Genomic DNA, 21,090 nt, shown 5'->3' on the forward strand with positions numbered 1-21,090 from the left:
GATCGTTATTAAATTCAACTTTTCCTATCTTAACCTCTGCCTGAAGATGATCGCTATCGATCACTTCCAACGAGCACCCACCATGACCCTTCCTGTGGTTTTCATCGACGGCGACCAAGGCACCACCGGCCTGCAAATCCACCAGCGGCTGCAAGGCCGCACCGACCTGAAACTGGTCACGCTGCCCGCCGAGCAGCGCAAGAATCCGGTCAGCCGCGCCGCTGCGATCAACGCCTGTGACATCGCCATACTGTGCCTGCCCGACGACGCCGCCCGCGCCGCCGTGGCCAGCATCGAAAACCCCAACGTGCGGGTAATCGACGCCAGCTCGGCACACCGCACCGACCCTGACTGGGTGTACGGTTTTGCGCAGATGGGGGCCCAGCAGAAACAGGCCATCGCCAACGCCACGCGCATCACCAACCCCGGTTGCTACCCGACCGGTGCCATCGGCCTGCTGCGCCCGCTGCTGGTCGCAGGTCTGGTGCCGAAGGACTACCCGATCACCATCAACGCGGTGTCCGGGTATTCGGGCAAGGGCCGCGCAGGGGTCGACGAGTTCGAAGGGCCGGATGCGGCTCAGGCGACGCCCTTTCAGATCTACGGCCTGGGCCTGGCCCACAAGCACGTGCCGGAAATCCAGCAGTACAGCGGCCTGAGCGAACGCCCGGTGTTCATCCCGGCCTACGGCTCGTTTCGCCAGGGCATCGTGCTGACCGTGGCGCTGCAACTGCGTCTGCTGCCAGCGGGCGTGAGCGGGACGACGCTGCATCAATGCCTTGAGCAGCATTACGCAGGCAGCGAGTTCGTCGAGGTGCTGACGATGGAGCAGTCCGGCGCCTTGACCGGCCTGGATCCGCGGGTGCTGAACGGCACCGACAAACTGCGGTTGATGGTGTTCGAAAACGCCGGGCACGTGCTGCTGGCGGCGGTATTCGACAACCTGGGCAAAGGCGCGGCCGGGGCTGCGGTGCAGAACCTGGACTTACTCATCGCCGGCCACTGAGGCCATCAGCGATTACCCAAGCCCCAGCTCGACCCGCAACCAGTCGACCAGCAGGTTCGCCTCCTCCCGGCGAGCCTGTCCGTGGCGGCGATAGACCGACAGCGCCTGCTCAAGATGAACGCTCTGGGCGAAGGGCGCGATCAGCACGCCGTTGTCGAGCATGCGCTGGGAGGTTCGTCGCCAGCCCATCGCCAGGCCATGGCCCTCCACCGCCGCGTGCAGCATCAGTGAATAGCTGTCGAAAGCCAGCCCACGCGCCTGGCGCGGCAGCTCGTGGCCAAACTCGGCGAGCCAGGTGTCCCATTCCAGTTGATAGGCCGGTTGCGCATCGTGGTGCAACAAGGTGTGGCTGCCCAGCCGGTCCAGCGCAATCGGCACCTCGCGCCCTTTTAGATATGTGGGGCTGCACACCGGGAACACTTCATCGGATGCGTTGAACAGCAGCGGGTGCAGGCCGTGGTCACGGTTGCTGCTTTGCATCGCCACGTCGAAGTAACCCTGAAAGTCGGTCAGCGGCTGGGCCCAGGTGACCATCTTCAGTTCGATTTCGGGGTACTGCTGATGAAAATTCGACAGCCGTGGCATCAACCAGTGAAACGCCTCGCAGGGCTGACACAGCAGCACCACTTCGTTGCGCCCAGCGGTTCCGCGCAGGCGGTCGGAGGTGTTGGCGACATCGCGCAACGCATTACTCAGCGTAACGCTTAACTCCCGCCCGGCGTCTGTCAGGAACACGGCCCGGTTACGGCGCTGAAACAAGGCCAGGCCCAAGTCTTCCTCCAACGCACGAATCTGCCGACTCACCGCCGCCTGGGTCAGGTTCAGTTCTTCGGCCGCACGGGAAAAACTCAACAGCCGCGCAGCCGCCTCGAAGGGCAGGAGACTGGCCAGTGGCGGCAGGGATTTACCGAGCTTATTCATAACATTTGGTAATGCATCGAAACGAAGACATCATTTGTAGCACAGCCACCGGCGCAAGCAAGATAAGCCCAACGCAAATACCCGTAGCAGCACGGCTTGCCGGCGGGGGCGGCGTGTCAGGCAACACATGCGGCGCCTGATACACCGCTCCCGCCGGCAAGCCGTGCTGCTACGACGGGTTATTCTCGCCACGACGCTGAGTACTTCCATGACATCACCCCGCTCGATCATCATCCAGGGCGTCGCCTTCGCCGTAATCGCCACCCTCTGCTGGGCCTGCAACTTCATCGCGCCCTATGTGCTGCAAGGCTACGGCATCGCGGATTTCATGCTGGTGCGTTTCGTCATGGCCGGCGGGCTCGGCGCCTTTGTCCTGCCGCTGTACCGTCGGCAACTGCGGGGTTTGCAGGTGAGCCAGTGGCTGACCGGTATGGCTCTCGGCGCGCTTGGTTATCTGGCCTACAGCAGTTGCATCGCCGGTGGCGTGATCTACGGCGGGCCCTTGATGATTGCCGCTTTCATCGGCGCCGTGCCGGTGCTCCAAGCGCTGCTGGGCAACGCGCAGAACCGTGCGCTGCGCTGGAGCCAGTTGGCGATGCCGCTGGGCTTGCTGTGCCTTGGCCTGGTGCTCATCAACCTGCAAGTCCTCACCGATGCGCCCGCCGCCCACACACACCTGTGGACCGGCCTCGGGTTCTCCCTTGGCGCAGTGCTGTTGTGGTTGTCGTTCAGCGTGGTCAACCAGACAGCGGTCGAGCGTCTGCATACCGGAGCCACCGGCGCCTGGACCTGCCTGATGATGATCGGCGCGGGTCTTGCCGCGCTGCTGCTGACCCCGCTGGCCTGGTCGCGGGACCTGTTGCTGCTGCCGATTCAAGGATTCGCCACACCCGCCGCGCTCAAGCTTTACGCCTGCGCCGGGCTGATCGCCCTGCTGTCTTCGGTGATCGGCGCCTGGGCCTGGAACCACGCTTCGCGCCGCCTGCCGATGGTGCTGTCGGGGCAACTGATCGCCCTTGAGTCCTTCTTCGCCACCGTCCTGGGCCTGGCTTTTCATGGCCGCGCCCCCAGCACCTTCGAGGCCCTGGGCCTGGCGCTGATCCTGTTCGGGGCCGTCTATTCGGTGCGAATCATCATGAGCCCAGCCCGCACCGCCCCTTGCCCAAACGCTTGTCTGTGAACCCAGGAGCCTGACCCATGAACGCCATCGCCGACTACCGCACCTACCCGCTCATCAGCCCCTTGCTCAGCGTGCAGCAGCACCCGGACCTGATCGAAGTGACCTGGTCGGATCAGCGCCGCAGCCCCTTTCACCACCTGTGGCTGCGGGACAATTGCCCGTGCCCGGTGTGCGTCTACAGCGTGACTCGCGAGCAGGTATTCGAGATCGCTGACGTCGCGGAAAATCTCGCAGCGCAGCACGCCGAAATCGACGAATCCGGGGCATTGTCCGTGCGCTGGAACGATGGGCACCACAGCCGCTTCGACCCCGGCTGGCTGCGGGCCCACGCCTATGACGACCAATCCCGCGCCGACCGGGAGGCCAGCCGCCCACAAAAACAGCGCTGGGTCGCAGGCTTTCAGTTGCCGGTGTTCGATTACCAGGCGGTCATGGAAGACGACGCCACCCTGCTCCAGTGGCTGCTGGCCGTGCGCGACACAGGGCTGACCCAGGTGCGCGGCGTGCCCACCGAACCGGGTTCATTGAGCCAGGTGGCCAGGCGCATTTCGTTCATCCGCGAGAGCAACTTCGGCGTGCTGTTCAACGTGCAATCCAAGGCCAACGCCGACAGCAACGCCTACACCGCTTTCAACCTGCCGCTGCACAGCGACTTGCCGACCCGCGAGTTGCAGCCGGGGTTGCAGTTCCTGCATTGCCTGGTCAATGACGCCAGCGGTGGCGACAGCCGTTTCGTCGATGGTTTCGCCATTGCCCAGGCCTTGCACGAGGAAGATCCGCAGGCGTATCGCTTGCTGTGCGAGGTGGCGGTGGAGTTTCGCAACAAGGATCGCCACAGCGACTATCGCTGCCTGGCGCCGGTGATCGCGCTGGACGCCCGCGGCGAAGTGGCCGAGGTGCGCATGGCCAACTTCCTGCGCGGGCCGTTCAACATGCCGCCTGAGTTGATGCAGCCGTACTACCGGGCGTATCGGCGCTTCATCGAGATGACCCGCCAGCCGCGTTTCCAGTTCTGCCAGCGGCTTGAGGCCGGGCAACTGTGGTGCTTCGACAACCGCCGCACCCTCCACGCCCGCGACGCCTTCGACCCGGCCAGCGGCGCCCGGCATTTTCAGGGATGTTATGTGGATCGGGATGAGTTGTTGTCGCGGATATTGGTGTTGCAGAGGTAGGCGCCTACCGTCCCGCGGGCAAGCCCGGCTGCTACCGGGACGGGGGTGTCTGTAGGATGTGGATTCACCTCGGAACCGTAGCAGCACGGCTTGCCGGCGGGAGCGGTGGGTCAGTTACACATGTGGCGCCTGACACGCCGCTCCCGCCGGCAAGCCGTGCTGCTACGAGACAGGCTATGGCAGGTGTCACGGGCCAATCAGGAAATTCCCCGGCCGCTCGGCTTCACCCGCTTCCAGCACCGGCACCTGGGCTTCGTCCTTGAGGTTCACCCCCGACAACTGCCGGCGCCAGGCCTCGCGCATCAGGTACAGCAACTTGTGCGCCGCCATCGCATAGCTCATGCCTTCGAGCCGCACGTTGGAGATGCAATTGCGAGCCGCATCGTTCAGGCCCACCCTGGGCCCATAGGTGAAATACAGACCCAGACTGTCCGGCGAGCTGAGCCCCGGCCGCTCACCGATCAGGATCACCACCATCCGCGCCTTGAGCAGTTGCCCCACTTCATCGGCCACCGCCACCCGGCCCTGCTCCACCAGCGTCACCGGCGCCAGGCTCCAGCCCTCGGCCGTTGCCAGTTCATCGATCCGCTCCAGCATGGCCGGGCTGTGGCGCTGCACCGCAAGGGACGACAGCCCGTCGGCCACCACCACCGCCAGGTCAAAACCCTGGTCATGGCCCTGTGCGTACTCACGCAAACGGCCCGCAGATTCCTCGGATAAACGCCGCCCCAGATCAGGCCGTTGCAGATACACGTTGCGGTCCGGCGCCGAGCTGTGGACGGTCAGCACCTCGCGCCCACGCCCCTTGAGCTGTTCACTCAGGGCCGCGTGATCGAACGGCAAGTGCACGGCGTCCCGGGCCTGGGCGTGGGCAAACTGGAAGTCCAGTTGCGCCGCCGTCGGCAAGCTGGTGCCGGCGTGGCCCAGGGCGATGCGCGCCGAGGTCAGGGAACGCAGTTGACGCCAGGCGTCGGGCTGGGCGGGCGTCTTGTTGTCATCGTTCATGGCCAATCCTTCTTTCAACGGCTACTTCAACTGCGCCAGCGCCTTGCGGAACAACGGCGGCACACCCTGCCCCAGGCGCACGCCGCCGTCGTCCTGACGCAGGATATCCATGCGCGTGAGCCACTCCTCGAACTCCGGCGCCGGGCGCAGGCCGATGGTCTTGCGCGCATACAGCGCATCGTGGAACGAGGTGGTCTGGTAATTGAGCATCACGTCGTCCGAACCCGGAATGCCCATGATGAAATTGATCCCCGCGGTACCCAGCAGGGTCAACAGCACGTCCATGTCGTCCTGGTCGGCTTCGGCGTGGTTGGTGTAGCAGATGTCGCAGCCCATGGGCACGCCCAACAGCTTGCCGCAGAAGTGATCTTCAAGGCCTGCGCGGATGATCTGCTTGCCGTTGTACAGGTACTCCGGGCCGATGAAACCGACCACGGTGTTCACCAGGAATGGATTGAAATGCCGCGCCACCGCATAGGCACGGGCTTCGCAGGTCTGCTGATCGACGCCATGGTGGGCGTTGGCCGACAGCGCACTGCCCTGCCCGGTTTCGAAGTACATCAGGTTGTTGCCCAGCGTGCCGCGATTGAGGCTCAGGCCTGCTTCGTAACCTTCACGGAGGATTTCCAGGCTGATGCCAAAACTGCTGTTGGCCGCCTCGGTGCCGGCGATGGACTGGAACACCAGGTCCAGCGGCACCCCCTTCTCGATCGCCGCCACCGAAGAGGTGACGTGGGTCAGCACGCAGGACTGGGTCGGAATCTGGTAATGACTGATGACCCCATCGAGCATCTTCAGCAGTTCGCTGATGGCGCTGATGCTGTCGGTGGCCGGGTTGATGCCGATCATGGCGTCGCCGTTGCCGTAGAGCAGGCCGTCGAGCACGCTGGCGGCGATACCGGCCGGATCATCGGTGGGGTGGTTGGGCTGCAGGCGGGTCGACATGCGCCCGCGCAGGCCGACCCTGTTGCGAAAGCGGGTGACCACGCGGATCTTCTGCGCCACCAGCACCAGGTCCTGCACGCGCATGATCTTGGACACCGCCGCCGCCATCTCCGGGGTCAGCCCCGGCGCCAGGGCGCGCAGGCTGTCTTCGGTGGCGTCATCGCCCAGCAGCCAGTCACGAAAGCCGCCGACGGTCAGGTGGCTGACCGCAGCAAAGGCGGCGGCGTCATGGCTGTCGACGATCAGCCGGGTGACTTCGTCCTGCTCGTAAGGCACCAGCGCCTCGTTGAGGAAGCGCTTGAGCGGCACTTCGGCCAGGGTCATCTGTGCCGCCGCGCGCTCGGCATCGCTTGCGGCAGCGACCTCGGCGAGGAAGTCGCCTGAGCGTGCGGGGCTGGCCTTGGCCATGAGTTCGCGCAGGCTGTCGAAGCGCCAGACCATGCCACCGATGCTATGGGAAAAGCTCATACACACCCGTCCTTCGTCAACTCGCGTTTAACCGGCGACCGCTGCAACCGACTCGCGACCGCGTACCACTTTGCAGAACAGCGCACCCACCGCCATCAGGCAGATGAAGATGCCGCAGATTACCGCGTTGAACCAGACCATGGCGATCAGGCAGACCACCGCCAGCACCAGCGCGATGCCCGGCACGATCGGGTAACCCGGCGCAAGGAAAGTGCGTTCCAGGTTCGGCTCGCTGCGACGCAGCTTGAACAGGCTGAGCATGCTGATGATGTACATCACGATAGCCCCGAACACCGACATGGTAATCATCGCCGCGGTCAGGGTCATGCCTTGCAGGTTGACCAGGCCGTCGCTGAGGATCGCGGCGATGCCGATCACTCCACCGGCGAGGATGGCGCGATGCGGGGTCTGGAAGCGCGACAGTTTGGCCAGGCTCGACGGCAGGAACCCGGCACGAGCCAGGGCGAAGAACTGGCGCGAGTAACCCAGGATGATGCCGTGGAAGCTGGCGACCAGGCCGAACAGGCCGATCCACACCAGCATGTGCATCCAGTTGGAGTTATTGCCGACCACGGTTTTCATCGCCTGGGGCAGTGGGTCGTTGATGTTGGAAAGCGCGCGCCAGTCGCCCACGCCACCGGCGAAGATCATCACGCCGATGGCCAGCACCACCAGGGTCAGGATGCCGGCGATATAGGCGCGAGGGATGGTGCGTTTCGGGTCCTTGGCTTCTTCGGCGGCCATGGCCGCACCTTCGATGGCGAGGAAGAACCAGATCGCGAACGGGATCGCGGCGAAGATGCCGCTGATCGCTGGCAGGCTGAAGGTGTCGGAACCGGCCCAGCCGCCCAGTACGAAATTGCTGAAGCTGAAGCCAGGCGCAACCACGCCCATGAACACCAGCAACTCGGCGACCGCCAGCACTGTGACCACCAGTTCGAAGGTGGCGGCGATGCTGACGCCGAGGATGTTCAGAGTCATGAACACGAAATAGGCGCCGATGGCCGCGATCCTCGGATCAAGGGACGGGTATTGCACGTTGAGGTAGGCACCAATGGCCATGGCAATCGCCGGTGGCGCGAAGACGAATTCGATCAGGGTCGCGAGGCCCGCGATCATCCCGCCCGCAGGACCGAAGGCACGCAGGCTGTAGGCGAAGGGGCCGCCGGCGTGTGGGATGGCGGTGGTCAGTTCGGTGTAGCTGAAAATGAAACAGGTGTACATCACCGCCACCATCAGCGTGGTGACCAGAAAGCCCAGCGTCCCCGCCGCGCCCCAGCCGTAGCTCCAGCCAAAATACTCGCCGGAAATCACCAGGCCCACGGCCAGCCCCCACAGGTGCAGGGTTCCCAAGGTCGGTTTGAGTTGTGTAACAGTCATGTGTGTTTACCCCGCAAGCCAGATGACGGAATGTTGCTGACAGCGAGAATAGCCACGGATTGCTGGCCAAGGCTTGACCGCAAAGCGCGCGGGTTGTCCTGTGCGGTCAAATTTTTCGGCTGGTTGGCCGGGGTGCGCCATGGCAGCGCACGAATCAGGCGCCGTGCTTTATAGCGGGTCAGAAATGCCGGGCGATTTGGCACCTGACTACCCAGGGAGGTGGGTGGATGGGTAGCAGTCGCCGATATCACGCAGCCCGTTTGTAGGAGCGCGCTTGCCCGCGACGGCGGTGTGTCACTGGACAAATGGCCCGCAGGAACACCGCGGTCGCGGGCAAGCGCGCTCCTACAGTGGTCGTCGACTTAGTAACAAGGTATGACATTTGCTTGAATGAAATTCATACAGACCGTGAAGGCCATTCACTCCCATGTTTCAGAACCTCATTCCTCAGGGCGCACCGAACTCCGCAGCCGCGAGCAATCGCGGCGTGTTGTCGGCTGCCGCCAACGGACTGGACGGGTTCATCGTGCAACATGGCGGTGATCTGGATCGGGTGTTTGGCCGCTCCGGCATCGATCCCGAACAACTCCTGCACCCGACCCTGAGCCTGCCGCTGCCCAATTACTGCAAGGTGCTGGAAGAAGCGGCGCGCCAGACCGGCTGCGACAATTTCGGCCTGCGCTACGGCCAGCAGTTCCAGCCTCAGGCGCTGGGCCTGCTGGGCTACATCGGCCTGTGCTCGGCAACGCTGGAAGATGCGCTGGTCAACTTTTCCCAGGCCTTCCCCTTCCACCAGCACAGCACGCTGATCGAACTGGTGGATCAGGGCGAGTGTTACCGCTTCGACTATCAGGTGCGCCACGGCGCGATCAACGAACGGCGCCAGGATGCCGAACTGACCATGGGCATGGCGCTGAATCTGGTGCGCCATGTGCTGGGGCCGGACTGGGCGCCGCGTCAGGTGGCGTTCGAGCACGGCCGCCCGCAAGACTGGCAGGAACACCGCGACGCCTTTCACGCTGACGTGCTGTTCGGTCAGGGCTGCAATTCGCTGCTGGTGCCCAAGGCGGATATCATCGGCAAGGCGATGCCCGGCAGCGATCCGATCCTGTTGATGCTGATCAAGGACGCCATTCGCCAGTTGGGCGATACCGGCGGTGAGCCGCTTCTGCTGGAGCGCGCCCGCCAATCGATTCTCGCCACCCTGCACCTGGGCGAACCGGTGCTCGACGAGATCGCCCATCACCTGGGCCTGTCCGAATGGGCCCTGCAACGCAAGCTGCGCGACCTGGGCCTGAGCTTCACCCAACTGGTGGACCAGATCCGCCAGGACTCGGCCATCGCCCACCTCAAGCAAGGCCACATGAGCGTCACCCAACTGGCCTCCCTGCTCGGCTATTCGGAAACCAGCGCGTTTTCCCGCGCGTTCAAGCGCTGGTTTGGGGTGAGTCCCAAGCAGTGGCGCGGGGCAGTTGCGTCCATCTGACCCACCGCATTTCCCCTGTAGGAGCGCGCTTGCCCGCGATGGCGGTGTGTCATTGGGCGTCTACTTATCTGATCCACCGCATTCGCGGGCAAGCGCGCTCCTACACAGACGTCGCGGCGCAACCACTGGTCAGACCGGTAAGATCTTTCATGCCACCCTCTTGTTGAAACCGTGAATAAGCGCATAGACTGACCCTGCATTGGACATACCGGTAAGACCACAATAATTAAGTCCGGCCAGAGGCATCCGCGCCCGGTCAGGACACCGACTAGAGATCCTCATCATGCTTAAATGGTGCTCCCGCTCGATATTCCTTCAGGTCGTCATCGGATTGATGCTCGGCATCATCTGCGGCCTGGCCCTCCCCGAATTCTCCTCGCAGCTCAAACCCCTGGGCGACGGCTTCATTAAGCTGATCAAGATGCTCATCGGGGTGATCGTGTTCTGCGTGGTCGTCAGCGGCATTTCCGGCGCAGGCGATCTGAAAAAGGTCGGCCGCATCGGCCTCAAATCCGTGCTGTATTTCGAAGTGCTGACCACCATCGCACTGGTGATCGGCCTGATCGTCGCCTACGGCACGGGCCTGGGCAACGGCGCCAACATCCACCTGGATCAGCTCTCCGTGGCCGACATGGGCGACCTCACCGAGCGCACCAAGCAGATTCATGGCGCATCGACCTTCCTCATGGACCTGATCCCGACCTCGGTGATCGGCGCCTTTGCCGACAACAACATCCTGCAAGTGCTGCTGTTCGCCGTGCTGTTCGGCAGCGCCCTGAACCTGGTGGGCGAGTCGGCCAGCGGCATCTCGCGGCTGATCAACGAACTGAGCCACGTAGTGTTTCGCATCATGGGCATGATCGTGCGCCTGGCGCCCATTGGCGTGTTCGGCGCCATCGCGTTCACCACCAGCAAATACGGCGTGCAGTCGCTGCAGCACCTGGGCAGCCTGGTGGCGCTGTTCTACCTCACCTGCTCGGCGTTCGTGCTGATCATCCTGGGCGGCGTGATGCGCGCCTCGGGGCTGAAAATCCTGCCGTTCCTCAAGTACCTGCGCGAAGAATTGCTGATCGTGCTGGGCACCGCCTCCTCCGACGCCGTACTGCCACAGATCATGCGCAAACTGGAGCACATGGGCATCGGCAGCTCGACCGTGGGCTTGGTGATTCCAACCGGTTATTCGTTCAACCTGGACGGCTTCTCGATCTACCTGACCCTGGCCATCGTCTTCATCGCCAATGCCACCGGCACGCCGCTGGCGTTCACCGACCTGCTGACGATCCTGCTGGTGTCGTTGATTACCTCCAAAGGCGCCCACGGGATTCCGGGGTCGGCGCTGGTGATTCTGGCGGCAACACTGACCGCCGTGCCGGCGATTCCGGTGGTGGGCCTGGTACTGGTGCTGGCCGTAGACTGGTTCATGGGCATCGGCCGGGCGCTGACCAACCTCATCGGCAACTGCGTGGCCACGGTGGCCATTGCGCGCTGGGAGCGAGACATCGACGTGAAACGCGCCAACAACGTATTGGCCAGTAAACAGGGCTTTGTCTTTCAAGCGAAGAAAACGCCCAATCCCCTTCACCAACAGGAATTCTGAAGCGCCCGCAGCGGGCGTCCACAAGACGCCCTCTGACGCTTCACTGACCGATCAGGAACAACAGGATGACCAGTTCATCGACCGTGGTTAACGGCGTAGTAGAAAAATTGCGGGCGGCACTGGCCCGCGGGCAATGGCGCTCCGGCGACATGCTGCCGGGCCAGCGCGAACTGGCCGAACAACTGGGCATCAGCCGGCCGAGCCTGCGCGAAGCGGTGATCGTGCTGGAAACCCTGGGCCTGGTACGCTCAATGCCGGGCAAAGGCGTGGTGGTGCTGGACGAGCCGTCAGCTCAGACCACCCAGCCGATGGCCGCCAACGGGGTGGCCGACGCAACGCTGGCCGATGTGATGCAGCTGCGCTACACGCTGGAGCCCTTCATCGTCAGCCTGCTGGCGCAGTCGATCAGCCAGAAGGAAATCGCCGAGCTGCGCCTGACCCTGATGGACATGCGCGATGCCCTGGAAGACCAGGACAGCGAATCGGGCAGCAATGCCTACATCGCTTTCCATGAACAGCTGTTCGCGCTGACGTCCAACCCGATCTTCCACAACATGGTCCAGCAGACCAGCCAGGCCCTCAAGCAATGCGCGCCAACCCTGCGCAACACCCCGGAACACCTGGCCGCACGGCTCAAGGAAACCGAAGCGCTGGTGCGCGCCATCCGCAACAAGGACAGCGCCGGTGCCAGTGAGCTGATGCGCGAACATATCCTGCAGGAAGGCCAGCGCATGGAGATCGAGCTGGATATCCCACGGCAGGATTGACCTCACGCCACAACGCCCCGTAGCAGCACGGCTTGCCGGCGGGAGCGGTGGATCAGTCACATCTGTGGTGCCTGACACACCGCCCCCGCCGGCAAGCCGTGCTGCTACGGATAGAGGGTGACCTCAAGCCCCTGTCACCTTACGCTGCAACTCCAGCCGCCGCAGGCTGCCCATGCTCAGGAACGCCAGCGCCCCGACCAGCGCGTGGGCCGCCACCACGTACATCGCCCCGGAGAACGATCCGGTGGACTGCACGATGTAGCCGATCACGATCGGGGTGAAGATCCCCGAGAAGTTACCGAACATGTTGAACAGGCCGCCGGCCATGCCGGTGATTTCCTTGGGCGAGGTGTCCGACACCAGCGTCCAGTCCACCGCCACCACGCCCTTGCCGAAGATCGCCAGGGACATCAGCGCCGTCACCACCCACATCGATTCCGTGAAGTTGCAGAACACCAACGTGGCACCCATGGTCATGCCGCACACCAGCGGAATCTTGCGCGCCACCGACAGCGAGAAGCCCTTGCGGATCAGGAAATCGCACACCGCCCCGCCACACAGCGCGCCGAGCAGGCCACAGATACCGGGGATCGCGGCGATGGCACCCGCCTCCATGATGTTCAGCCCGCGGCCCTTGACCAGGTACACCGGAAACCAGGTCAGGAAGAAATACTGCAGCGAGGTGTCGCAGTATTTGCCCAGGTAAATCGACCACATCATCGGGCTTTTCAGCAGCACCTTGAGGTCCGAGAAACGCGGCACGAACGCGCCCTTTTCCCTGGGTTTGTCCATGTCCACCTGAGCGCCGCCTTCACGCAAGTGCTCAAGCTCGGCGCGGTTGACCGAGGGATGCTCGGTCGGGTTTTTCACGAACCTGAACCAGATCAGGCTGACCACTATCCCCAACCCGCCCATGAACCAGTACACATGCTCCCAACCGTAGCGGTGCGCGATGAAACCCATGGCCGGCGCGAGCAACACGACCGACATGTACATCGACGAGTTGAAGATCACCGTCGCCAATCCGCGTTCCTGCAACGGAAACCACGCCGCGACGATGCGGCTGTTGGCCGGGTACACCGGGGCCTCGATCAAGCCCAGCAGGAAGCGCAGAACGAACAGCGTGCCGATGGCCACCGGCACCGAGAAGAAGCCGATCATGCCTTGGGCCACGGTGATGGTTGACCAGAGAAACAGCGACAGTCCGTACACCCGCACCGAGCCGAACTTGTCGAGCAACCAGCCGCCCGGCAACTGCCCGAGCACATAGGCCCAGGCGAACGCCGAGAACATATAGCCAAGGGTGACGGAGTTGATGCCCAGCACTTCGGTTAGCGCAGAGCCTGTGATCGACAGCGTGGCGCGGTCGCCGACGTTGATTGCGGTGACGATGAACAGCATCGCCAGAATGCCGAAACGCACCTTGCTGCGCACGGCGGTTGCAGCAGCGGCAGCCGGGGCGGCTGCACTTGCGGTGTTGGTATGTTCCACATGAAAGCCCTCATCTTGTTGTTATAGATCGGCCACAAGAGCGCCCCACAGGAGGCGCTCCCGGTCATGCACAAAGGTTGTTGCCGGGTTCAGTCAGGGGCGAGAACCGACCTCGACGGTCTGTGCCGTCCAGGCCTTGACCTGCTCGCTGAGCGACAGCCCCAGGCCCGGACGGGTCGGCACCAGCATGCGGCCGTCGCGGGTTTCCAGGCGTTCGTTGAACAGCGGCTCCATCCACTCGAAGTGCTCGACCCACGGCTCGGTCGGGTACGCCGCCGCCAGGTGCACGTGCAGTTCCATGGCGAAGTGCGGCGCGAGCATCACACCGGCCTGCTCGGCCATGGCCGCGACTTTCAGATACGGGGTGATGCCGCCAACCCGAGGGGCGTCAGGCATCAGGAAATCGGCGCCGCGCAGTTTGATGAACTCGGCGTGCTCGGCCACGCTGGTGAGCATTTCACCGGTGGCAATCGGCGTGTCGAACTGCTGGGCCAGTGCGGCGTGGCCTTCGGCGTCGTAGCAGTCCAGCGGCTCTTCGATCCAAATCAGGTTGAATTCTTCGAAGCGGCGGCACATGCGCTGGGCGGTCGGGCGGTCCCACTGCTGGTTGGCGTCGACCATCAGCGGGAAGTCATCACCCAGGTGCTTGCGCACGGTCGCCACGCGGTGCAGGTCGATGGCGCAGTCGGGCTGGCCCACTTTCAGCTTGATGCCACCGATGCCCTTCTCCCGGGACATGTCAGTGTTGTGCAGCAACTGGTCCAGCGGCGTGTGCAGGAAACCGCCGGAGGTGTTGTAGCAGCGCACCGAGTCGCGATGGGCGCCCAGCAAACGCGCTAGCGAGAGGTTGGCGCGCTTGGCCTTCAGATCCCACAGCGCCACATCGAAGGCGCCGATGGCCTGGGTCGCCATGCCGCTGCGACCGACCGAAGCCCCTGCCCAGCACAGCTTGGTCCACAACTTGGCGATGTCACTGGGGTTTTCGCCGATCAGCGCCGGGGCGATTTCCTTGGCGTGGGCGAACTGGCCCGGACCGCCTGCGCGCTTGGAGTAGCTGAAGCCCAGGCCGCGATGGCCGTCTCTGGTTTCGATTTCAGCCACCAGAATGGCGATTTCGGTCATGGGCTTCTGGCGCCCGGTCAGTACCTTGGCGTCGCTGATCGGGTTGGCCAGCGGAAGGAATACCAGCGAGACCTGGACCCAGGAGATCTGGTCGTTGTCGCCGCTGTGGTTGTTTTCTTGTTGTACGAGCATGGATTCGCGCCCCTGATCTGTGTGTCGCATGTGAAAATGAAAGGCTATGATTGCGCAATCATCTGAGTCGGTAAAAAAGGCGATCGCACGGGAAAAGCGGATCACCATGGACTGGATCTTACACTGATTGCGCAATCATTCAAGGGTGCGTTGGTCGGCTGAAGGCAAAAATCGGGGATCAGGTACTGGCGCGGTCGATCAGCGTAAACCCGGTATCGACCCGCACGGCCGAGGCGCTTGAGCTGTGGTCCTGAAAACGGTCGAGCAAGGCCTGGGCAACCTGCAGGCCGATGCGGTTGCCATCGACTCGCACGGTGGAGAGCGCCGGGTACACCTGGGCGGCACTGCTCAGGTCACCGAAACCCATCACCGCCAGATCCTCGGGCACCCGCAGGCCACGGCTCGCCGCCTCGGCCAGTACGCCTTGGGCGACGGTGTCGGAACTGCACACCACCACATCGGTGGACACGCCACGATCAAGCAATCCGGCCAGCCCTTCCCTGCCCACCTGCAAGGTGGCCGGTGGCGCGAGGACCTCCATCGGCACATCGTCGATGCCGTGGTTCTTGAGTTCGGCGGTCAGGCTGTTCAAGCGGCGCAACCCACGGGGGTCGCCGATGGCGACGATGGAGAAGCGCTTGTAGCCTTTGCCCAGCAGATGGCGGGCGGTTTCTTCACCCACCTTCTCATGGGAGAATCCCACCAGCATGTCGATGGGGTCTTCGCTCAAGTCCCACGCCTCGACCACCGGGATGCCGGCCTGGGCCAGGCGCGCGCGGCTGGATTCGGTGTGCAGGGTGCCGGTCAACACGATCCCGTCGGGACGCCGGCCCAGCACCGCTTCGAGCAGCTTCTCTTCCTGATCGGGGTCGTAGCCGGTCAGGCCCAGCAGGGTCTGGTAGCCGGCCTGGGTCAAGCGGTCCATCAGGGCCTGCACGGTGTCGGCGAAGATCGAGTTGGCGATGGTCGGCAGGAAAATCGCCACCAGCCGGCTTTTGTTGCTCGCCAGGCTGCCGGCCATCATGTTCGGCACGTAACCGGTCTGGCGCACCGCCTCACGCACCTTGGCCCGGGTTTCTTCGGTCACCAGATCAGGCCGGTTCAAGGCCCGGGACACCGTCATGGGCGAAACACCCGCGACTTTCGAGACATCGATCAAGGTAAGGCTGGAGGCCTTCTTCGGCACAGTGGACGACGCGAGCCCGGCAGGCTTGCCTGGTTTTTTCGGCATGAAGGGTTCCGGTGACAGGGAGAACGCAAGGAAGGGAATTTAACAAAGCCTGAGGGGACAAGCACTCGAATACGTTCGCGGCGCCCGCAGGATCGCTCCCGCGGGCAAGCCCGGCTGCTACGGGGCGTGTGGATATCCCGGGATCATGGACCTGTAGGAGCACGCTTGCCCGCGACGGCGGTGGGTCAGGCACCGTTGAGGCGCCTGGTCCGACGTATTCGCGGGCAAGCGCGCTCCTACAAGAGCCCTTGCGCCGACTGCCGGACTGCTACGGGGTGGATTGGCGCCCCAGATCCTGCAGCCAGTCGCTCATGTTCCCCGGCAACAACAACTCGTGACGCGCGCGGGAGCTGGCGGTGTAGAGCAGGGAGCAGACGCTGGCCATCGAGTGGGTCGAGCCTGTGCGGGGTGGGCGCATGAGATCGCGGGACAGCAACACAGTGTCGAACTCCTGGTTCTTCACGTCTTCGACCCTGGCCAGCTTAATGATCGCCGCCGGATCGCTGCACCAGCGCTGCGCCGTTTCGACGAAGTTCTCCAGGCGGTTGCCCTGCCCCAGCCATTCGTGGACGGCCTTGAACTCATGGCTGCCACCCATGGCGGTCGCCAGCGCGTCCCAGTAGGCGAAGCGGAAAATCAGCCGGTGTTGCGGGCGCAGGTCCTCGCGGTACAACTGGTCCAGGCCTTTGACGAACAGGGTCAGCTGCTCAAGGGTGCTGGCCGGCATCTGCAGGCGCGCACCGGCGTCGGTCAGGCGCTTGAACCAGGCGAACAGACCCCATTCGTTGGCCACCAGAATCGTCGTGGGTTTTTCCGGGATCGGCATGACGCTGTGCCCGATGATCCGCGTCGGATAAGGCGCGCGCCCGACGAAACCTTCCTTGATGTCGCTGGGGTGCAACTGGATCAGCGGGTTGATGACATCGGCCATCTGCCGCCCGGCACGCATCGACTGGGTCATGAAGCGCTGGCGAACGAAACCGCTGTGGCGCGGGGTCCTGCCGCCCAGTTGCTGGAGTTCGTCGCCCAGGGTGATGACCGCCTGCGGGCTGCGGTCGAGGATCTGCACCATGGGCGCGGTCAGTTCGTGGCTTTCGTCGACGATGATATGGGTGAAGTGTTCGGGAATCACTTCGTCGGTCAACGACAGGAACTTGATGCGCTGGCTGTTGCGGATCGGCAGGCGAATATGCGGTGCGGACGGGCGAACCGTTTCACGCCACAACAGGCGCGTGTATTCCAGCAGCATGGCGATGTCCGCCTGATTGGCCGCGTAACCCAGCGAAGGCAGGTGACGCGCCTCGATGTCCTTCGAGGCTGACAGACAATAGCTGTGCAGCGTGCTGCGGCAGACCCGCGCGACGTCACGGGGCGCAAGCTTGCCCACCGCTTGCAGGCTCAGCCACTGGGCCACTTGCCGGTCATCCACCAGCGAGCTTGCGCCAGTGCGCTGCATGTCGCTGCTGCGCCAGCCTCGGGAGGTCAGGTCGCGGTTGAGCAACTGATTGGCAACGTGACCGAAGGTGTAGGCATTGAGGGTGCCGGTGGGCAGGCTCTGGCGGATGCGCGCCTGCAAGGCCACGACCTGGGCCGGAAAGGTCGCCATGAGCAAGGTGGTGCGCGGGTCGAGCATTTCGAAGAACTTGGCCAGCAGGTAGGTCTTGCCCACGCCGGCATAGGCCTGCAGATGAAACGACTCGTCGCGACAGACCTGGAATTCGTCGAAGATCCGGCTCTGCTGATCGGTCAGGCGCAAGAGATCACCGGTGGGCAGCACGATCTCGCGGGTCAGCGGTTCGAGCTTTTGCTGCTGACGCTTGCCAAAGCCAAAGTCCCACTGGCCTTCTGCGTCCAGATAGTCCTGATCCTGAACCTCATGTTCTTCGAGCAGGCTGACGCCGAGCACTTCCAGTTGCGCCATGCCCTTTGCCAACTGCTCAGCGCTGAACCGTCCGCGCAACAGATCGGCGAGGCTGCCACCGGCCTCCTCCATCGATTGCCCGGCGCGCATCACGTCGTCGAGCATGCGTTCCAGTTTTTCGATGGGGGTGTCGTGCGCGGCCAGGGCCTCGAAGTTGAGCAACAGCATGAGCGCCGCCAACTGGGCACGGCTGGCCTGGGTCAGGAAGTCGTCCAGCGGCTCGCCCGCGATCAGGGCCTTGAGGGGGTCTTCGGACAGCGGCAGGAACAGCGACGGCGGTGGCGCGAAATCGGAACTCATTGGCGCAGGATTATCCAGGGATACGCATAGGCCGTGGATAATAGGCCAAACGCGCCGCCACGTCCCGATCCCCGATCTGAATAACCCCGTAGCAGTCCGGCTTGCCGGCGTCCTGACCCACCGCCCCGTAGCAGCACCGCTTGCCGGCGGGAGCGATCTCAAGGACGCCCCCGCCGGCAAGCCGTGCTGCTACAGTTTATGCGCCACCAGAATCAATTATCGTTGGCGCAACCCTGAGCCACGGTCAGGTAGTTCAGGGTCTGCTTCTGGCCATGGGAATCGACGTAGTTCAGATGGCTGCCGACCACACCACAGTTAGGACTGGCATCGACTTCGGTGGACAGCGAACGGGCGATGTCCAGGTGCTCGCCGTACATGAAATTGTGCGCCTGAACACTGTCCTGAGCCTGGGCCGACAGGGCACCGAAACTCAGGGCGGCAAATACAGTGGCGATGCTGAGGGTCTTCATGTTCATGGTCGTCTCCGGGTCTTCAAAGGGCTGATTCAGTGATGGGTTCGAGGCGCTGTGCGTTGTCTCGATGGGTCCCATTGAACGCCCGGCAGGTATCCCGGATGTGTCGCCAAACGCCGGAAAGTAATCACTAAGTGTCATAGCGCTGCCTGGATACACAGCGATACATTCCCGCTGAAAAATCCGCTTTTTGCATCCGGATGTATGCGGCCCGGTGCCAGATACAGTGCAATACAAAAGCTGGCACGCAAGCCGTGCGCGGCTGGGTAAGATGCGTCACACGTCAATGAATACGGGGAGTCGAGGCAATGGAGCACGTAGATCACATTCTGATCGTCGATGACGATCGCGAGATCCGCGAACTGGTAGGCAACTACCTGAAGAAGAACGGCCTGCGCACCACAGTCGTTGCCGACGGCAGGCAGATGCGCTCGTTCCTGGAGTCCACGCCCGTGGATCTGATCGTGCTGGACATCATGATGCCCGGCGACGACGGCCTGCAGTTGTGCCGCGAGCTGCGCACCGGCAAGCACAAGACCACCCCGGTGCTGATGCTCACCGCCCGCAGCGACGAAACCGACCGCATCATCGGCCTTGAAATGGGTGCCGACGATTACCTGGTCAAGCCTTTCGCCGCCCGCGAGCTGCTGGCGCGCATCAACTCGGTACTGCGCCGCACACGCATGCTGCCGCCCAATCTGATCGTCACCGAAGCCGGGCGCCTGCTGGCCTTCGGCAAATGGAAGCTGGACACCACTGCCCGCCACCTGCTGGATGCCGAAGGCACGGTGGTCACCTTGAGCGGCGCCGAATACCGCCTGTTGCGCACCTTCCTCGATCATCCGCAGCGCGTGCTCAGCCGCGACCAGTTGCTCAACCTGACCCAGGGCCGCGACGCCGACCTGTTCGACCGCTCCATCGACCTCTTGGTCAGTCGCCTGCGTCAACGCCTGCAGGACGACGCCCGGGACCCTGCCTACATCAAGACGGTTCGCAGCGAAGGTTACGTCTTCACCTACGCCGTGGAAATTCTCGGGGACGCCGTATGAAGCTGCGCTTCGGCTGGCCACGCACCCTCGCGTCGCGGCTTTCGCTGATCTTCCTGATAAGCCTTGCGCTGGCCCACGGCATGTCCTTCGGCCTGCAGTTCTACGAGCGCTATCAAAGCGCGATGAACCTGATGCTCGGCAACCTCGAACAGGACCTGACCACCACCGTCGCGGTGCTCGAACGCCTGCCCGCCGACGAGCGCCAGGACTGGCTGCCGCGCTTCGCCCACCCGACCTACAGCTACATGCTGGGCAAGGGCCAGACGGGCACCACGATGAACATGGCCAAGGCCTCGAAATCGGTGTCCTCGATGCAGGCCACCCTGGGCCGCGAATACACCCTGACCTTCAACGACATTCCCGATGTGCGCCCGCACTATCAGGCACACCTGACCCTCAAGGACGGCACGCCGCTGACCATCGACGTGCGTCCGGAAATCAGCCCGCTGTCGCCGTGGCTGCCCTTGCTGTTGATCGCGCAACTGGTGGTGCTGGGCATCTGCACCTGGCTTGCAGTGCGCACGGCCATTCGCCCGCTGACAAGGCTTTCACAGGCCGTGGACAACCTGGACCCCAACGGCGAGGGCATCCGCCTGGACGAAAGCGGCCCTACCGAAGTGGCCTATGCCGCCGTGGCGTTCAACACCATGCAGCAGCGCATCGCCACGTACGTGAAGGAGCGCATGCAGTTGCTCGCGGCGATTTCCCACGACCTGCAAACGCCGATCACCCGCATGAAACTGCGCGCCGAGTTCATGGATGAAGGCGTCGAGAAAGAGAAACTGTGGAGCGACCTCAGCGAGATGCAGCATCTGGTGCAGGAAGGCGTGGCCTATGCCCGCAGCATGGATACCTCCACCGAAGCCAGCCGCCGGGTGGACCTGGACTCGTTCCTCGACAGCCTGATGTTCGACTATCAGGACATGAACAAGCAGGTGGATCTGTGCGGCAAGACCGGCGCGGTGATCCAGACCCGGCCCCACGCCCTGCGCCGAGTGCTGGTGAACCTGACCGACAACGCCCTGAAATTCGCCGGGGCAGCGGAAATCAAAGTGCAGGTCAATGCCGATCAAAGTCTGGCAGTTCAGGTGCTCGACCGCGGCCCGGGGATTGCCGAAGCGGAACTGCCGGAAGTGCTCAAGCCCTTCTACCGCGTGGAAAGCTCGCGCAACCGCGAAACCGGCGGCACGGGCCTGGGCCTGGCGATTTCCCAGCAACTGGCCCATGCCCTGGGCGGCTCGCTAAGCCTGTCCAACCGCGAAGGCGGCGGGCTGTGCGCGCAGCTGGATTTGCCGGCGAGTGTGAAGTAGGTATCTCCTCACCTCGTAGCAGCACGGCTTGGCGGGGGGGGGGGGGGGGGGGGGGGGTGGGGGGGGGGGGGGGGGGCCCCCCCCCCCCCCCCCCCCCCCCCCCCCCCCCCCCCCCGCTCCTACAGAACTGTTTG

At 63.7% G+C, this 21,090-nt stretch carries 17 protein-coding genes; 8 read left to right on the forward strand and 9 right to left on the reverse strand.

What is annotated here, in order from left to right:
• The first annotated feature begins 82 nt into the window (after nucleotides 1-82).
• A complete protein-coding gene (gene argC / locus ACIPO9_RS00420; RefSeq protein WP_400778124.1) occupies nucleotides 83-1,006 on the forward strand; it encodes an N-acetyl-gamma-glutamyl-phosphate reductase in 924 nt (307 codons plus the stop codon).
• A 12-nt stretch (nucleotides 1,007-1,018) separates the two neighbouring features.
• Here argC and ACIPO9_RS00425 read toward each other — a convergent pair whose 3' ends face one another.
• Complete coding sequence (locus tag ACIPO9_RS00425; protein WP_400778127.1) at nucleotides 1,019-1,927, reverse strand: LysR substrate-binding domain-containing protein; 909 nt, start codon at nucleotides 1,925-1,927, stop codon at nucleotides 1,019-1,021.
• Between the two features lie 208 nt (nucleotides 1,928-2,135).
• On the opposite strand from ACIPO9_RS00425, the gene ACIPO9_RS00430 reads away from it, so the two are divergent.
• Nucleotides 2,136-3,107 carry a DMT family transporter gene (locus tag ACIPO9_RS00430; protein ID WP_400778129.1) on the forward strand — a complete coding sequence of 324 codons (972 nt, stop codon included), beginning with the start codon at nucleotides 2,136-2,138 and terminating at the stop codon, nucleotides 3,105-3,107.
• Nucleotides 3,108-3,124: 17 nt separating this feature from the next.
• Nucleotides 3,125-4,279 carry a gamma-butyrobetaine dioxygenase gene (locus ACIPO9_RS00435; RefSeq protein ID WP_400778131.1) on the forward strand — a complete coding sequence of 385 codons (1,155 nt, stop codon included), beginning with the start codon at nucleotides 3,125-3,127 and terminating at the stop codon, nucleotides 4,277-4,279.
• A gap of 186 nt (nucleotides 4,280-4,465) precedes the next feature.
• Here ACIPO9_RS00435 and eutC read toward each other — a convergent pair whose 3' ends face one another.
• Genes eutC through eat form a run of 3 tightly spaced genes read right to left on the reverse strand, consistent with a single transcriptional unit; the run spans nucleotide 4,466 to nucleotide 8,077 of the window.
• Entirely contained in the window at nucleotides 4,466-5,284 is an 819-nt protein-coding gene (gene eutC, locus ACIPO9_RS00440) for an ethanolamine ammonia-lyase subunit EutC (protein WP_400778134.1), read from the reverse strand.
• Between the two features lie 21 nt (nucleotides 5,285-5,305).
• Complete coding sequence (locus ACIPO9_RS00445; protein ID WP_400778137.1) at nucleotides 5,306-6,697, reverse strand: ethanolamine ammonia-lyase subunit EutB; 1,392 nt, start codon at nucleotides 6,695-6,697, stop codon at nucleotides 5,306-5,308.
• A gap of 27 nt (nucleotides 6,698-6,724) precedes the next feature.
• Nucleotides 6,725-8,077, reverse strand: coding sequence for an ethanolamine permease (eat, locus tag ACIPO9_RS00450; RefSeq protein ID WP_400778140.1), 1,353 nt, complete (start codon nucleotides 8,075-8,077; stop codon nucleotides 6,725-6,727).
• A gap of 427 nt (nucleotides 8,078-8,504) precedes the next feature.
• Between eat and ACIPO9_RS00455 the strand changes: the two genes are divergently transcribed.
• The 3 genes from ACIPO9_RS00455 to ACIPO9_RS00465 all read left to right on the forward strand — a co-directional run bounded on the left by ACIPO9_RS00455 (nucleotide 8,505) and on the right by ACIPO9_RS00465 (nucleotide 11,927).
• On the forward strand, nucleotides 8,505-9,563 hold the full coding sequence (locus ACIPO9_RS00455; protein ID WP_400778142.1) for an AraC family transcriptional regulator: 1,059 nt from the start codon (nucleotides 8,505-8,507) through the stop codon (nucleotides 9,561-9,563).
• A gap of 283 nt (nucleotides 9,564-9,846) precedes the next feature.
• Nucleotides 9,847-11,160 (forward strand): C4-dicarboxylate transporter DctA, encoded by a 1,314-nt coding sequence (locus ACIPO9_RS00460; protein ID WP_274130270.1) that lies wholly within the window; start codon nucleotides 9,847-9,849, stop codon nucleotides 11,158-11,160.
• Nucleotides 11,161-11,225: 65 nt separating this feature from the next.
• Complete coding sequence (locus tag ACIPO9_RS00465) at nucleotides 11,226-11,927, forward strand: FadR/GntR family transcriptional regulator (protein ID WP_400778144.1); 702 nt, start codon at nucleotides 11,226-11,228, stop codon at nucleotides 11,925-11,927.
• Nucleotides 11,928-12,050: 123 nt separating this feature from the next.
• Here ACIPO9_RS00465 and ACIPO9_RS00470 read toward each other — a convergent pair whose 3' ends face one another.
• The 5 genes from ACIPO9_RS00470 to ACIPO9_RS00490 form a co-directional block, all read right to left on the reverse strand.
• Nucleotides 12,051-13,418, reverse strand: a complete 1,368-nt coding sequence (locus tag ACIPO9_RS00470; RefSeq protein WP_400778146.1) for an MFS transporter — start codon at nucleotides 13,416-13,418, stop codon at nucleotides 12,051-12,053.
• Between the two features lie 93 nt (nucleotides 13,419-13,511).
• Nucleotides 13,512-14,672: a mandelate racemase/muconate lactonizing enzyme family protein gene (locus tag ACIPO9_RS00475; RefSeq protein ID WP_400778147.1), complete on the reverse strand. Its 1,161-nt coding sequence runs from the start codon at nucleotides 14,670-14,672 to the stop codon at nucleotides 13,512-13,514.
• Between the two features lie 178 nt (nucleotides 14,673-14,850).
• Entirely contained in the window at nucleotides 14,851-15,903 is a 1,053-nt protein-coding gene (locus ACIPO9_RS00480) for a LacI family DNA-binding transcriptional regulator (protein ID WP_400778150.1), read from the reverse strand.
• Between the two features lie 268 nt (nucleotides 15,904-16,171).
• Nucleotides 16,172-18,124: a hypothetical protein gene (locus ACIPO9_RS00485; RefSeq protein WP_400778152.1), complete on the reverse strand. Its 1,953-nt coding sequence runs from the start codon at nucleotides 18,122-18,124 to the stop codon at nucleotides 16,172-16,174.
• 212 nt (nucleotides 18,125-18,336) lie between these two features.
• Complete coding sequence (locus tag ACIPO9_RS00490) at nucleotides 18,337-18,600, reverse strand: DUF2790 domain-containing protein (protein WP_400603532.1); 264 nt, start codon at nucleotides 18,598-18,600, stop codon at nucleotides 18,337-18,339.
• Nucleotides 18,601-18,905: 305 nt separating this feature from the next.
• Between ACIPO9_RS00490 and ACIPO9_RS00495 the strand changes: the two genes are divergently transcribed.
• Nucleotides 18,906-19,646 carry a response regulator gene (locus tag ACIPO9_RS00495; protein WP_400603534.1) on the forward strand — a complete coding sequence of 247 codons (741 nt, stop codon included), beginning with the start codon at nucleotides 18,906-18,908 and terminating at the stop codon, nucleotides 19,644-19,646.
• On the forward strand, nucleotides 19,643-20,956 hold the full coding sequence (locus ACIPO9_RS00500) for an ATP-binding protein (protein ID WP_400778154.1): 1,314 nt from the start codon (nucleotides 19,643-19,645) through the stop codon (nucleotides 20,954-20,956). Before ACIPO9_RS00495 ends, ACIPO9_RS00500 begins: the two co-directional genes overlap by 4 nt.
• Nucleotides 20,957-21,090 lie beyond the last annotated feature (134 nt).

The organism is Pseudomonas sp. NPDC090203, assembly GCF_044746765.1.
Classification (GTDB): Bacteria; Pseudomonadota; Gammaproteobacteria; order Pseudomonadales; family Pseudomonadaceae; genus Aquipseudomonas; species Aquipseudomonas putida_AD.

What these genes read in the sequence shown, in the direction of transcription:
- eutC (WP_400778134.1), bottom strand. Translation starts at nt 5,284, where the DNA reads ATGAACGATGACAACAAGACGCCCGCCCAGCCCGACGCCTGGCGTCAA.
- ACIPO9_RS00500 (WP_400778154.1), top strand. Translation starts at nt 19,643, where the DNA reads ATGAAGCTGCGCTTCGGCTGGCCACGCACCCTCGCGTCGCGGCTTTCG.
- ACIPO9_RS00435 (WP_400778131.1), top strand. Translation starts at nt 3,125, where the DNA reads ATGAACGCCATCGCCGACTACCGCACCTACCCGCTCATCAGCCCCTTG.
- ACIPO9_RS00425 (WP_400778127.1), bottom strand. Translation starts at nt 1,927, where the DNA reads ATGAATAAGCTCGGTAAATCCCTGCCGCCACTGGCCAGTCTCCTGCCC.
- ACIPO9_RS00455 (WP_400778142.1), top strand. Translation starts at nt 8,505, where the DNA reads ATGTTTCAGAACCTCATTCCTCAGGGCGCACCGAACTCCGCAGCCGCG.
- ACIPO9_RS00430 (WP_400778129.1), top strand. Translation starts at nt 2,136, where the DNA reads ATGACATCACCCCGCTCGATCATCATCCAGGGCGTCGCCTTCGCCGTA.
- eat (WP_400778140.1), bottom strand. Translation starts at nt 8,077, where the DNA reads ATGACTGTTACACAACTCAAACCGACCTTGGGAACCCTGCACCTGTGG.
- ACIPO9_RS00490 (WP_400603532.1), bottom strand. Translation starts at nt 18,600, where the DNA reads ATGAACATGAAGACCCTCAGCATCGCCACTGTATTTGCCGCCCTGAGT.
- argC (WP_400778124.1), top strand. Translation starts at nt 83, where the DNA reads ATGACCCTTCCTGTGGTTTTCATCGACGGCGACCAAGGCACCACCGGC.
- ACIPO9_RS00480 (WP_400778150.1), bottom strand. Translation starts at nt 15,903, where the DNA reads ATGCCGAAAAAACCAGGCAAGCCTGCCGGGCTCGCGTCGTCCACTGTG.
- ACIPO9_RS00460 (WP_274130270.1), top strand. Translation starts at nt 9,847, where the DNA reads ATGCTTAAATGGTGCTCCCGCTCGATATTCCTTCAGGTCGTCATCGGA.
- ACIPO9_RS00485 (WP_400778152.1), bottom strand. Translation starts at nt 18,124, where the DNA reads ATGAGTTCCGATTTCGCGCCACCGCCGTCGCTGTTCCTGCCGCTGTCC.
- ACIPO9_RS00465 (WP_400778144.1), top strand. Translation starts at nt 11,226, where the DNA reads ATGACCAGTTCATCGACCGTGGTTAACGGCGTAGTAGAAAAATTGCGG.
- ACIPO9_RS00445 (WP_400778137.1), bottom strand. Translation starts at nt 6,697, where the DNA reads ATGAGCTTTTCCCATAGCATCGGTGGCATGGTCTGGCGCTTCGACAGC.
- ACIPO9_RS00495 (WP_400603534.1), top strand. Translation starts at nt 18,906, where the DNA reads ATGGAGCACGTAGATCACATTCTGATCGTCGATGACGATCGCGAGATC.
- ACIPO9_RS00475 (WP_400778147.1), bottom strand. Translation starts at nt 14,672, where the DNA reads ATGCTCGTACAACAAGAAAACAACCACAGCGGCGACAACGACCAGATC.